Source organism: Chryseobacterium sp. S0630 (assembly GCF_024158915.1).
In the GTDB taxonomy this organism is placed as follows: Bacteria; Bacteroidota; Bacteroidia; order Flavobacteriales; family Weeksellaceae; genus Chryseobacterium.
Genome location: NZ_JAMZGF010000005.1, coordinates 72120 through 86013 on the forward strand (window position 1 = coordinate 72120; position 13894 = coordinate 86013).

Annotated in this window: 10 protein-coding genes; 8 read left to right on the forward strand and 2 right to left on the reverse strand. The window is 33.9% G+C overall.

Annotated elements, in window-relative coordinates; all coding sequences use genetic code 11:
- The first annotated feature begins 2 nt into the window (after nt 1–2).
- The 8 genes from nuoL to NK356_RS03670 all read left to right on the forward strand — a co-directional run bounded on the left by nuoL (nt 3) and on the right by NK356_RS03670 (nt 12870).
- On the forward strand, nt 3–1916 hold the full coding sequence (gene nuoL, locus NK356_RS03635; RefSeq protein WP_034693414.1) for an NADH-quinone oxidoreductase subunit L: 1914 nt from the start codon (nt 3–5) through the stop codon (nt 1914–1916).
- Nucleotides 1917–1918: 2 nt separating this feature from the next.
- On the forward strand, nt 1919–3412 hold the full coding sequence (locus NK356_RS03640) for a NuoM family protein (protein WP_142018570.1): 1494 nt from the start codon (nt 1919–1921) through the stop codon (nt 3410–3412).
- Nucleotides 3413–3428: 16 nt separating this feature from the next.
- Nucleotides 3429–4808: an NADH-quinone oxidoreductase subunit N gene (locus tag NK356_RS03645; RefSeq protein ID WP_253316265.1), complete on the forward strand. Its 1380-nt coding sequence runs from the start codon at nt 3429–3431 to the stop codon at nt 4806–4808.
- Between the two features lie 155 nt (nt 4809–4963).
- The gene (locus tag NK356_RS03650; RefSeq protein ID WP_253316266.1) at nt 4964–5992 is read left to right on the forward strand and encodes a LysM peptidoglycan-binding domain-containing protein; all 1029 of its coding nucleotides are present in this window, start codon (nt 4964–4966) and stop codon (nt 5990–5992) included.
- Entirely contained in the window at nt 5989–6837 is an 849-nt protein-coding gene (locus NK356_RS03655) for a DUF4280 domain-containing protein (protein ID WP_253316267.1), read from the forward strand. The genes NK356_RS03650 and NK356_RS03655 overlap by 4 nt, the downstream gene beginning before the upstream one ends.
- A 12-nt stretch (nt 6838–6849) precedes the next feature.
- Nucleotides 6850–9102, forward strand: a complete 2253-nt coding sequence (locus tag NK356_RS03660; RefSeq protein ID WP_253316268.1) for a hypothetical protein — start codon at nt 6850–6852, stop codon at nt 9100–9102.
- A gap of 87 nt (nt 9103–9189) precedes the next feature.
- Entirely contained in the window at nt 9190–10248 is a 1059-nt protein-coding gene (locus NK356_RS03665; RefSeq protein ID WP_253316269.1) for an SH3 domain-containing protein, read from the forward strand.
- Between the two features lie 309 nt (nt 10249–10557).
- A complete protein-coding gene (locus tag NK356_RS03670) occupies nt 10558–12870 on the forward strand; it encodes a GAF domain-containing protein (RefSeq protein WP_253316270.1) in 2313 nt (770 codons plus the stop codon).
- A 32-nt stretch (nt 12871–12902) separates the two neighbouring features.
- Here the strand turns inward: NK356_RS03670 and NK356_RS03675 are convergent, their stop codons facing one another.
- Both NK356_RS03675 and NK356_RS03680 read right to left on the reverse strand, forming a co-directional pair.
- Entirely contained in the window at nt 12903–13487 is a 585-nt protein-coding gene (locus NK356_RS03675) for a hypothetical protein (RefSeq protein WP_034693403.1), read from the reverse strand.
- On the reverse strand, nt 13487–13894 hold the full coding sequence (locus tag NK356_RS03680; protein ID WP_034693401.1) for a hypothetical protein: 408 nt from the start codon (nt 13892–13894) through the stop codon (nt 13487–13489). Before NK356_RS03680 ends, NK356_RS03675 begins: the two co-directional genes overlap by 1 nt.

Genomic DNA, 13894 nt, shown 5'->3' on the forward strand with positions numbered 1-13894 from the left:
GAATGGAGAATCTAGTATATGCAATAGTACTTTTACCACTTTTAGGGTTTCTTATTAACGGGCTATTCGGGAAAAATCTTCCAAAAATATTGGTAGGATCTTTGGCTACAGCTATGGTTTTCGGATCTTTCTGTATTGCTGTAAGTATTTTCATGAATTTCAATTCTGAAAGCCAGCCTGTTATTGTAAAAGCTTTTGAATGGTTTAGAGTAAACGGAGTTCAAATCAATTTTGGATTCCAGATTGATCAGCTTTCTTTAATGATGGTGATGATCATTACGGGTATCGGTTCACTGATCCACTTATACTCTATCGGATATATGAGTCATGATAAAGGATTCTATAAGTTTTTTACTTACCTGAATCTTTTCATCTTCTCGATGTTACTTTTAGTAATGGGAAGCAACTACCTTATCCTGTTTATCGGATGGGAAGGTGTAGGTCTTTGTTCTTACCTGTTAATCGGATTCTGGTATACTAACGAAGAATACGGTAAAGCAGCAAGAAAAGCTTTCATCATGAACAGAATTGGTGACCTTGCGTTATTGATCGGTATTTTCATGATCGCTTCTCAGACTAATGCTGTAGATTATCTTTCTGTAGCAGAAAACGCTTCAAAATTTGAATTAGACGGAACAGTGATTATCTTTATCACAGCGAGTTTATTCATCGGTGCTACCGGTAAATCTGCTCAGGTTCCATTATATACATGGTTACCGGATGCGATGGCGGGACCAACTCCTGTATCAGCGTTGATCCACGCGGCAACGATGGTAACGGCAGGTATCTACTTAGTGGTAAGATCCAACTTCTTATTTACTTTAGCACCTACAGTACAGGGAGGAATTTTATTCATCGGATTCTTAACGGCTGCTTTGGCAGGATTTTATGCACTACGTCAGAACGACATCAAAAAAGTATTGGCATACTCTACAGTTTCACAGCTTGGATTTATGTTCATCGCTTTAGGTCTTGGAGCATATACAACAGCAATGTTCCACGTAATGACGCACGCTTTCTTCAAAGCTTTATTATTCTTGGGTGCAGGTTCTGTAATCCACGCTATGAGCAACGAGCAGGATATGCGTTTCATGGGAGGTCTTAAAAAATATATTCCTCTTACCCACGCTACATTCCTTATCGGAACATTAGCCATCTCAGGTTTCCCTTTACTATCAGGGATGATCTCTAAAGACGAAATTTTAGTAGCAGCTTTCGCTAAAAACCCTGTTTACTGGGTAATCTTATTTGTTTTAGCGGCAATGACTGCAACTTATATGTTCAGACTATACTACCTGACATTCCACGGAGAATTCAGAGGTACAGAAGAACAAAAACACCACTTACATGAAAGCCCTTCTAATATGACATTACCATTGATCGTATTGGCTATTCTTTCTGTAATCGGAGGTTTTATCAACCTGCCACACTTCATCGGTCACGGCCATTATGCTAAACTGATGGAATGGTTAAAGCCAGTTCTTACGGAACAAAGCTACAGCCAGATGGAAGCTACTCTTTCAGGAGTACCTTTCAATACTGAAATGATCTTATTAGCAGCTACAGTATTAATGTTCTTCACTGTATGGTTCATCGTTAGAAATACTTATGTAAGTAAGAAAAAGATGGCTGTTGCAGAGGAAAACTATACCGGATGGGAAAAGCTTTCTGCTAAGAAATTATACGTTGACGAACTTTACAACGCATTGATTGTAAAAACTGTTGAAGGATTAGGACGCGGAGGAAAAATGTTTGATAAGGGTATCTTAGACCGTTTTGTAAACTTTGTAGGTGATGGTGCTGAAGACAGCGGAAAAGCTATGAAGCGTGTACAGAACGGAAATGTAGAGACATATATCCTTATCATGTCTTTAGCTGTGGGAATTATATTAATTGTTAACTTTTTATTACAATAATAATGTCTTGTTTGTTATTAACATTATTACTATTACCTCTAGTAGGTTCGGGATTAGTTTTTGCCTGGAAGAATAATTCCAGCAAATATTTGGCGCTTGGAATTGCATTGGTACAAATGCTCCTTACGTTCTATATATTATCGGATTTTGATTTTACTCCGACAGTAGACAGCGTATTGCAGCACGAGATCAATTATCCATGGTCACAATTTATGAAGAGCTCTCTTCACTTCGGTATCGATGGGATGAGCATGCTTCTTTTATTATTGACCAACATTCTGGCTCCAATCATTATTTTATCATCTTTCAATGAAAATGTAAACTACAGAAATACATTCTACGGACTGATTCTGTTGATGCAGTTCGGTCTTGTAGGAGTGTTCACTTCTTTAGACGGATTGTTATTCTACATTTTCTGGGAAGTAACTTTGATTCCAATTTGGTTCATTGCCGGACTTTGGGGACAAGAGAATAAAAGGTTCGAGTTCACTACGAAATTCTTCGTATATACATTCGTTGGATCATTATTTATGTTAGCCGGATTGATCTATGTGTACAACCACTCTGCATCATTCGCTTTAACAGATTTATATAATGCTCAGCTGAATGAAGTACAGCAGACTGTGGTATTCTGGTTTATTTTCTTTGCTTTTGCAGTGAAATTACCGGTATTCCCTTTCCATACTTGGCAGCCTGACACGTATACCTACTCTCCTACTCAGGGATCCATGTTATTATCAGGGATCATGCTGAAGATGGCAGTATACGGTGTAATGCGTTATTTACTTCCAATCACTCCACTTCCTATAGCTGGAATTTCCGGACAGATCGTAATTATTCTTGCTATTGTAGGAATTGTTCACGGTGCGTTGATCGCTATTATCCAAACGGATATGAAGAGAATCATTGCGTATTCTTCTTTCTCTCACGTAGGATTGATGGTAGCAGGTATCTTTGCTTCTGCAGTAGTTACTTTAAGAGGAACTTTCAATGTAGAAGGAGCTGAAGGAGCTTTGGTACAGACATTTGCTCACGGTATCAACGTAGTAGGTTTATTCTACTGTTGTGATATTTTATATAAGAGATTTAAATCAAGAGACATCAGACAAATGGGTGGTTTAGCTAAAGTAGCGCCTAAGTTTGCTGTATTGTTTCTGATCATTATATTAGGTTCAATGGGAGTTCCATTAACCAATGGATTCATCGGGGAATTTATTTTGTTGAAATCAGTTTATGATTTTAACGGAACAGCGGCAGTAATTGCTGGTCTTACGGTAATTCTTTGTGCAGTGTATTTATTGAGATTCTACGGAAAAGCGATGTTTGGAGAAGGAGATGAAGCCGTTTTAAGTACAGCAAAAGATTTATCAGGTGTAGAATTTTCTGTATTGGCAAGTTTAGCGGTTTTTGTGATTTTACTAGGTATTTTCCCACAACCGGTAATCGACATGGTGAGTAGTTCGGTGAAGTTTATCTACCAATCAATGGTAAGTTAATTTGATATTTTAAGAAATGAGTGTTTTAATTATTGTTTTCCTAACGGCAGTTATTGCGTTATTTTCAGGAGTTTTTGAACAAGGAAAATTCGCAAGATACATTGGGATTTTGGGATTAATCATTGCATTGTATGTAAGTTTTATGCCGGAATGTTCGTTCTTCGACCATTACAAGCATATGTACGAGTACAGTGACAATACCGCATTATTCACTAAAATATCAATCGTAACAACTTTATTGTTATTCTTCCTGGGAGGTTTTGCTTTCAGCAACCACAGAAGCCACCAGTCAGAATTATATGCATTGATGCTATTCGCATTATGTGGAGGAATCATCCTTTTCGGATACCAGAATCTGGTAACGATGTTCTTAGGAGTTGAGATCCTTTCTATTCCATTATATGTAATGGCTGGAGCTAATAAAACTGATCTTAGATCCAACGAAGCTTCTATTAAATATTTCCTTATGGGTGCATTCGCAACAGGTTTCTTACTGTTCGGTATTGCGTTCATCTACGGAAGTGCAGGAAGTTTTGATTTATACAAAATCCACGATTTCGGGGTAGCTAATTCAGGGAATGTAATGTTCATCTTAGGAGTATTACTAATTCTTTGTGCATTGGCATTTAAGGTAGCTTTAGCACCTTTCCACATGTGGAGTCCTGATGTATATGCAGGTTCTCCTTCATTAATCACAGCTTTCATGGCAAGTGTAGTAAAGATCTCAGGATTCTTTGCTCTGTTCAGATTGATGACGCTTGGTTTCGCAGGAGTAACTCACGAATGGATTAATGTTTTAGGAGTATTCTTAATCATTACATTACTTTTGGCAAACGTTATGGGTCTTGCTCAGACGAATGCAAAAAGAATGTTGGCATACTCTTCAGTATCTCACGCAGGATATATCGGATTGGTATTCTTCGGAATGACAAGCCTTTCTACGTATAACCTGGCATTTTATTTATTTGCTTATTCTTTATCTACAGTAGGTGTTTTCATGTGTCTGATCTGGGTAGAGAAATTAAAGAGAGAAACTTCTTTCGGAGCCTTCAAAGGATTGGCGAAGACTGAACCTTTATTAGCAACAGCAGCAACGATCTCTATGCTTTCAATGGCAGGAGTTCCGTTAACAGCTGGTTTCATGGGGAAATTTGCTTTATTCTCCCAGGCTATGAACGGTGCAGCTTTCTTAGTATTAGTAGCCGTGTTAGGTTCTGCCCTATCTATTGCTTACTATTTAAGACTGATCATTGCGATGTTCTTCTTTAAAGAATCAACATTCAAATCATCAGAAAAAGTAACCCTTACTTACAACATCATTGCAGTGGTTGTTATTGCTTTGATTATCATTCTTGGAGTTTTCCCGGATCTATTTGCAAGAATATTCGGATTATAAAACGACCTTATTATAAATGATATTAAAACCTTCCATTTAATGGGAGGTTTTTTTGTTGATATAATCACTTTAAAATTTAATTATCACTTATCGTAGAATTACTACAGTTTATCTTTTTAAAATTTTATAGATTTACATTATTTGAAAAAAAACTGATGATGAAAAAAGATTTTATCAAATATAAAGTCAAGTCAAATGATAGTCTCAGCTCTATTGCATTTCGTATGAATATGAACAAACACGATCTAAAGGAGTTTCATAATCAGAACTGTGGTAAGATGGATAAGTTGTGGTTTGAAAGCCTGAGGGGAGTCGAGTTTATTTTGATACCTATAGACTATGTTTCTAAAGAAGAACAAGAGGACCAACTACAAAAAAGACTTCCTAGTGTCCAAGATTTAGTCTTGTTTCATGCTGGTGAATATAATATCACAGAGAATATACAAGAATTAAATAAAGATCAACTAGAATTTAATTATAAAGTCAATATTGAAATAGAGCAGAAGACAACCCAGATTATTGCTAAAACGAGACAAAAAAACTTCAAAAAAAACAACTGCACACCAGATGACAAAGTAAGTTCCCTTGCGCTAGCTTGTATGGAAACAGTCTCTCCTATTCCATTTATTATATCACCACATGGAAAAATATCTTCATTTGCCGGTCATAAAACTTTAGTACAAAATTTCAAAGATAATCAAACAGCGATCAGAGATTTTTTTACAGGTGCGCCTTCAAAAGCTTATATTGATTTATTCTATGAAAATATCTCAAATGAAAAATATTTTCTAAAACAGATAAGCTCTACCTTATTAAATGAAGTATTATTTCCTGATATAAATTGGTTTAGCAGAAAATCAAGCTGGGTAGAACGTTTCAAAATATACCACAATTCTTTTTCCTTGAAATTTGATTTTAATGCAGAATATTTTCATGAAAATATAGAATATGTTGAAACAGTAATTAAAGGAATAATTGCAGAAAATTGCAGTCTTCATGAATTAATAAAAGGATCTCGTTTTGAAAATGAAAAACAGGAAGATAGTATAAACACCAGTATAGAAATTCATTATTTCACAAATAAATTTACTAAACAATTAGCGGAAGCAAGCGCCACAATATGTATTTGTAATAGGAATGAACTATTTTATAAACACCACTTAAATCTAAAAACACAAAAATGAAAATTTATATCACAAAGAACAATGATACTTTTGCCGATATTGCCCAAAAGTTCAATATAAAAGATGAGAACTATTTAAAAACTTTTCATAATCTTTCATGTCCGGAAAATGATATTATACATGGACATTTGACAACAGGAAAAAAAATTTGTATTCCTGAAGACCAACAGTTTTTAGTCAATGATAAAAACATCAAATCATACGAAGATAAAAATTCTGATACACAGAAAAATAATACTACAACTCATCCTGATGATAATGAAAAGTCAAACGAAGATTCATCTGAAGAAGGGTTAGGGAATACTTCTTCAAAAAATCAAAAGGAGACTGAAACTAAACGGGAAAATAAAAACTCGAATGAACATACTGGAAAATATTTTGTTATTCAAAAAGGTATATGCCAATGTAATCAGGGGTTCAAATTTCCAAGATTTAAAGTGACAAGTCATCAAAAACATTACTGGAATAGTGCAGAAGGTCAAGATGATTATTTGGCTGTAACAGAAGATGATTTACAATTTGATCCATCTGTGCAACCTTTCGGTCAATGTAAACTAAAGCCGAGTTCTGGAGGATATCTACCTTGTACCTATGCTCCCGCAGGAAAATGGCAGAAAACTTATGAAAAAGTGAGGGTAATGGGAAAAAGTTGTCTAACAGAAATTTCTGAATTGATGTGCACTACCGGCGGAAAAATTACGGTCCTGAAGCATGGGCAACAAAACGGAATCAGCAAAACACAGATTGCCAATGCTGATTCTCAGGAACAGCATATTTATAATCCCGTAGTGAACATTGATGAGCTGAAAGAAGAGATTGATAGTGAAAATAGTTATGCACATTAAAATTATAAGGCAATGTCAAAAAAAGGTGTAGCAAAAATAACAGGTCCCACAAATCCACAAATTGGTGCTTCGGCATCCTATTCAGTTACAGAATGGTATAAGGAAACTCCTGCCAGTCAACGAAATGGAAATAATATCACCTGGGAACTCTTCAGAAAAAGAAATAATGGAAGTTACACTTCTACCAATATTAAAAAGAAAGGAGCAACAGGGACTTTTACTTTTGAAGAAAAGGCTCTTGGACAGGAATTCTTTGTAGAGGGTTATCTGAATTCTCCTGAAAAAAAAGGTAATACTATTATTTACATAAAGCCTACTAAAGGATTACCTAAAATTATATCATTGACACTTCTTGACAGCAATAAAAAAAAGATTACAATAAAACCCAAATATGGCCAGACTATAGTTGCAGAAATAAAAACGCAGAATATGTTTAAAGAAAAGCTGCTTTTGCAGGTCTGGGAACGAGATACAACAGCAGAAAGCGGCCACAACAAAGACGAAAATACACTACTTTATGAAAAAGAAATTGCAGTTAATGCTAATGGAGTAAATGATGAAAATATAGTCCTTACTGAATTGATGATGAAAAAAGCTCAGGGAAGTGGAATATCTTTTATGATAGATGGAGGAGAACATGAATACTATTTGGTAGTTAAACATAATAATATTTCCACTTTCAGTCCACAAACAGTTCAGGTTCTGAATCAAATCATTACAGTAAAAGGAAATGGAATCAACCCTCCACCGGAAAACCCGGAGACCGCCACTAATGTGGGGCAGGATCCAGATCAGCAAGGTTCTGAAGGAAAGTGCCCGAGGTGTGAAAAAGATTTTACTTGGAATGAAATAAAAGAAATATTTGGAGAAAGTGACAAAACTTTCAGAATGGATTGTATTAATTGGATTAATAAATATAAATTAGATTTTGGAATAAATACATGTGCAAAAAAAGCTCATTTTCTAGCTCAAATTGCAGCAGAAACCCATTTTAGAGAAAAAGAAATGGCTGAAGGAAATGTAAAATATATTCCCAGAAATATCCGAGGTGGTACTTTTGGGGAACGTGGTAAACTATTGGATAAAAGAGGACAAATTGAAGAATTCTGTAATGAAAGGCCCGATCAAAAAAAACTCTTCAGTTTTTTATATGCGGCAGAAAACGGATTTGGAAACGGTAATGGAAATGAAGCCAGCGGAGATGGCTTTAACTTCCGGGGAAAAGGCTTGATTCAATTAACGGGCAAAGGTAATTACAAATCTGCAATGGGCTTGATTAAAGAATATGTTCCCGCAAAAATCTATAACGAATTAATATCCACTGAAAAAAGGAGAAAGCACTTTGATAAATTTGAATTTGAAGAAAACAGAAAAGAGAAAACCATAAAAGATGTAGATCTATTCGATTTTATTACTTACTATGACATGCCCACAGAGCCCAAATATGCAGTTCTCAGTGCATTGGCAGATTGGAAAGGTAAAGGATTGAGCAATTCCACATTAATGGTTAATGATGTAAAAAATGTAAGACCCGTTAGAAAAAAAATAAATGTAGGTTTAAAAAATCTGGATGTGGCCACTGATTTCTTTAAAAAAAGTGTGTCTCATTTAAAAGTAAATGAATGTACATTAGGCAAGAACAAATCAATTGCCACTGAAAAAGGGACGGTAATTTTAGTGTCCGGCACCGATAAGAAAAGTGAAAAAGATCCCGCACAAAATATATATTGGATCATGTACAAGACAACAGTTTACAAAGATATTACGCTAGCAACATTCAAAAAACTTAAAGGAGAAAATAAACTACCTAACCCGGACTATACAACATACTTAAGTAGAGATACACATCAAACTTATTCCAAATCTTCTAATGAAACCTTTAAACATTCGGATAAAAGATTTGGAAAATATAATGAAATTCCTCCTGGTGAATATTTCCTGGTTCCAGGTTTAGATAGTCAAAAATATTTAGTTTATGTAATTGATTCTGAATCAAAATCTGCAGGTGATGAAAATGGAATAAATGGACCTGATGGGGCAAGAGGAGGAGTTGCCCTGCATCATTATTGCCCACGCTTTTCAGTAGGTTGTTTCACATTCAATTCTGGAAAAGATACAACACCTGTTAAAAACTTTGTTAAAGAAATATCCGATTTAAATTTAGGCGATAACAGACCTGTACATTTTATTGTTGAGCCGCGTCAAGTAAAAGAATCACAATGGGATAACCCAGCATATGGAACCACAAAATGGACAGGAATTTAAAATAAATTAGTAATGAATAAGAATCTGCCACAAATAGTATTATTAATATTCACATTATCCTGTGGACAAAATAAAACGAACAAACAAATGAATTCACAAAATAAAGCTCCCTATAACCTGGTTGAAGAAGGTGATAACACTAAGTTCAATTATGATAATCTTTCACCAGATATTATCAATTACGGAGCTAAATCTTTAGAAAACTTCAATTATAAATTTCCTGATTCTGAATTATTTTCCAAAAGAATATCAGAAGTTTACGGGGTAAATATTGATGAATATACCAATAGGATTGTCGCCCTAAGAATGTCAGATTTTCCGGAAATTGCTATTAAAAATAAAGCTTACATACTAATACAGGATAGCGATTCAGATGCTAAATATTCTATCACGCCAGATATTTTATATCAGTATAATAAATTTATTATTTATAAAGATAAAACGGCGTTAAAAATCCTGAAAATGAGAGATCCTTATCTTGCAAAAGATCTGGTTTTATATTACGGATATAATGAAGATAAAGATCTTGTAAGTTTTGCTCTAAAAGATTTTGATTTTTCAAACATAACATCTTTCCACGAATTAATTTTCGGAAGAAAAAATAAAAATCAACAATTTGTACTTAGAAACGGCATAGTGAATGATATTGAACAGATTGTTTATAAAGGCAAAACCAAAGAGATACTTTCTGAAGCAAAGGAAGGAAACGGCTACGACTCATTGGGAGAAATCCTGAATATGATGTATAAAAATCAATTCGACTATGCAGAATGTGATAAAAGCATTGCTTTTTTATGTGAGAAATCATTAAATGTAGGTGATATTGGAGATGTTCAGAGTTTTATCAATAAAAACAAAGAATTCATTAGAAAGTTAGAACACAACAGTTTTTATGGTAATGAAAGATTAAAAACATTTTGTGAAAACTTAGAAATATTCAATGGTCAGGAAGACAGTAAAATAATTAGTGATCCTGATGGATATACCAATCTAAGAAAAGATAAAAATACATCTTCTGAAGTTTTACAAAAAATAAAATCAGGTGAACAGATAAAGGTTTTAGATCAAAGTGGAGATTGGTGGCTTGTGGAAACAAAGGATGGAAAACAAGGCTATATTCATAAAAGTAGAATAAAGAATGATTAATACGTAATAAAATATATTTTGGTAATAACATTTAGACGATTTTTCTTTCTTTTCACCATTGTCAACATTTTTAACTATAAAGCTTTTCTATAGTCAATGGAAGCTATTATTTTATTAAAACTAGATTACTATTTAAAAAAAGCTCAGACATATTTATAAAAAGAAACAGAGATTCACTAAATTCAATATTCTTTTTAAGAATTTTACTATAAAACAAAAATAAAGCGAAAGAAAAGGCTATTTTCAATAATTAATAACAAATGTATAAATAGTGATTTTTTCATAACTTTACTTTAAATTTTTCAGCTCTTGGCTAATCTCTATAAAAAAGACTCTCCCTTTCAGGTTTATATATCATTCAAAAAATATTTGGATGTTCTGGAACATATCCGGTATAATGACAGATTGGAATACAGGGTCAATTATGCAGAGTCTTTACTAGAGAGCACCAGAAATTTTAAAGAACTTAGAGAAGGTTTTAATGACACTACCCTTCTTGAAAAACATGAAGACCTCATCAGACTACTTCTTGCTGATCTTTTTCCAACAGGCCTCACCAGAAACGAAATAAAAGCAGCAAGTATTCCGCTTTCCAACATTACTTTCAACTATACCGAAAGGTTTAAAGATATTCTGAAAGACGCAGGAAAAGACTTCGAAATAGAACTCAGGAATATTTCAGATAATGAATTTTATGTATTCTGTTGCTGTCTGATTCTTCAGAGCTACTTCAAAAAAGATATTAAAAGTACCATCCCGTTTTATTATGATATTCCCAATAAGCAGGGAATCATGAAGCATTATAAAATTACGGTCAATTCAGATTTTACAGAAATTACTCCTACAGAAGATGCCAAAATTCCGTCTGATGATGTTCTGGATATGCTGCTGGAAAATCTTGATGACTTTAAGCTTTGGAAGAAATATTTCCCATCTCAATCCTGGATATTGAAAGGATTTACCATTATTTCACTGGTAGACTGTACCTCTGAAGTTGCCCTTTCTGATCTGAAATCAAGCATGATTGAAATTGATCCGGAAAATATGAATCCCAACGAAAATCTCACAGAAATTTTCAAATCTTACTTTGATGTTCCTGAGCTAAGTTTTGGGCTGATGACTTTCAATAAAAAGGAACAGAAACTGGATAAGCTCCCGATTTATGAGAGTCTTCTTACGAATCATATCCTGGATTTCTGGATCAATGCATTTGATGAAGAAACTCGTAAGAGTACTTTTAATAATTTAAATCATAATTCAAAGCCTGTAGTTGTTTCCAATGTAAACAACCTGGACGAGAATGTCAAGCTGCTTCCTTCCTTCAGTATTTTAAAGGATAATAATGTGAACAGTTTCATGGTAATTCCTATCATGAAAGATGGTGAGCTCCTTGCTATCATGGAATTCACCTCTCCTATTGCCGGAAGTTTCAATGGTTTAAAGCTTAAAAAACTGGAGTTTTTCACCGATATGGTTCTTTTCTCTCTGAATAGATTTTACTTTGAGAAAAACTATCAGATAGAAGCTATTATTCAGCGTGAATATACAACCATCCACGACAGCGTGGTGTGGAAATTCAGAAATGAAGCTGAAAAATATTTTACAGCATCGCTTGGAAAAAAAATATATACTTTAAAGCAGATTGCATTTAAAAATCTGACTCCTTTGTTTGGGGTTTCAGATATCCGTTCTTCTTCTGAAAAACGTTTTAATCTGATGCTGCAGGATCTTAATCAACAAATTGAATGGCTGAATGAGGTTTTGGTACTCACCAATTCCGATTCAGAAAAATTTGTACTGGCGCTGGATGTTTTTGAGAATGAGATCAACAATGAGATCAAAGCGGATACAGAACAACGTTTCCAGAGATTATTAAGGGAAGAAATTCATCCTTTCCTCCAGGGTAAACTGGAAGTAAGAACCTCAAGAGAAATAAAAACTAAAATCAAAGACTATTTTTCACACATCTTTACTTCTACAGATCTGTTTTATCACCACAGGAAAAACCTTGATGATTCTATCACTCTGGTCAACCGAAAACTGGCAGATATGCTGGACGAAAGCCAGGTAAAAGCACAGGAAATTTTCCCACATTACTATGAAAGATTCAAATCTGACGGTGTGGAACATAATCTGTACATTGGTACGGCCATCTCTCCTGAGCTTCATTATACATCAAAAGTTGTTCACAAACTGAGGTACTGGCAGCTAAAGACCATCTGTAAAATGGAACTTGAATTTCAGTCGTTCAAAAAATATCTTCCTGTACAGCTGGATATCGCTTCGCTGATCTTTGTGTATAATGAAAAAATAGACATCCGTTTCAGAATGGATGAAAAACGCTTCGATGTAGACGGAGCCTACAATTCCTATTATGAAATTATCAAAAAACGTCTGGACAAGGCGCATGTCAAAGATTCTTCTGAACGCATCACTGCACCCGGAAAAATCACCATCGTCTATTTCGGAATGGAAAATCAAAAGGAATACCTTGACTACATTTCAAAACTTCAGAAAAAGGGAGTTTTACAACATGACATAGAATTTTTAAAAGTAGAGGATCTTCAGGGAATTACAGGATTGCTGGCGTTGAGGGTTTCTTTTACGCTTCCGCAGGAATAAAAAAATCCGGAATATACATCCCGGATGATTATTTATCTTTTCTCTTCAATAAAAATACTGATTTCAAATTCCTGTTTTACAGGATATTTATAAACTTTAGCAGAATACCAGTTGTCAAGTTCTTTTGATTGAAATAAACGTTCTATTTCTTTCTTTGAAGCTTCATCTGTATACTTTATGAAATCAATTTTTTCAATCGCATTTTGTTTTCCTATTGTTACGCGAAGTCTGTTTTCTCCTTTCTGTGCATTTGCCTGAACCTTAAATTTTTCAAATAAGATTTTGCGAAAATTGTCTATTCCGGTCTTAAAACCTGCATAATTAGGCTCAAACAGCTCTATATCATCAATACAGTTCCCATTTATTTTCTGGCATTTTTCCAGAGATGTTACAGCTTCTGATTTTAATGAATCAATTGCTTTTCTTTCTTCTGATGTAGATGGAAGTATTTTTATATTCTCTAATGTTGAAATATAATGAATTAGTGCTTCTGATTTTACAGAGTGTAACGTATCATTTTTAATAACTTTTCTAGTATGTGCTACTCCTTTAATCTCTTGCGAAGATACTTTGGATAGAAAAAGAATTGAGTAAATCAACATTAATTTCTTCATCATTAACGATATACTTTTATCCCTTTTATGATTTTACTTCCATAAAAATTTCTTTCTTCATTGGTGAATAAGGCATTATTTAATTCTTGGAAATATCTGGTTTCATGTCTTAAAATTGGAGTTTCCCATTCTATTGATAAAGTAACTACATTATGAAAAGAAGCTTCTTTATCACAAAAATTAAAATCAGTTGAAAAATTATAATATTTAGTTCTAAAATTTGGGACAGGCCAAACCGTTTTAGGTTGAATTTGTGTCATATCATTTAATAACTTAGAAAAAGGCTTCCCTATATAACTTGTTTTATTAACTTCAAATTGCTTTAAATAATTCAACGTATCTAGTTGAGCAAAACTTTTAATGAATAGACAAAAAGTAATCATTAATAATATTTTTGATATTTTTTTCAT

Coding starts and splice junctions, on each gene's coding strand:
- nuoL (WP_034693414.1), top strand. CDS start 3: ATGGAGAATCTAGTATATGCAATAGTACTTTTACCACTTTTAGGGTTT.
- NK356_RS03640 (WP_142018570.1), top strand. CDS start 1,919: ATGTCTTGTTTGTTATTAACATTATTACTATTACCTCTAGTAGGTTCG.
- NK356_RS03645 (WP_253316265.1), top strand. CDS start 3,429: ATGAGTGTTTTAATTATTGTTTTCCTAACGGCAGTTATTGCGTTATTT.
- NK356_RS03650 (WP_253316266.1), top strand. CDS start 4,964: ATGATGAAAAAAGATTTTATCAAATATAAAGTCAAGTCAAATGATAGT.
- NK356_RS03655 (WP_253316267.1), top strand. CDS start 5,989: ATGAAAATTTATATCACAAAGAACAATGATACTTTTGCCGATATTGCC.
- NK356_RS03660 (WP_253316268.1), top strand. CDS start 6,850: ATGTCAAAAAAAGGTGTAGCAAAAATAACAGGTCCCACAAATCCACAA.
- NK356_RS03665 (WP_253316269.1), top strand. CDS start 9,190: ATGAATTCACAAAATAAAGCTCCCTATAACCTGGTTGAAGAAGGTGAT.
- NK356_RS03675 (WP_034693403.1), bottom strand. CDS start 13,487: ATGATGAAGAAATTAATGTTGATTTACTCAATTCTTTTTCTATCCAAA.
- NK356_RS03680 (WP_034693401.1), bottom strand. CDS start 13,894: ATGAAAAAAATATCAAAAATATTATTAATGATTACTTTTTGTCTATTC.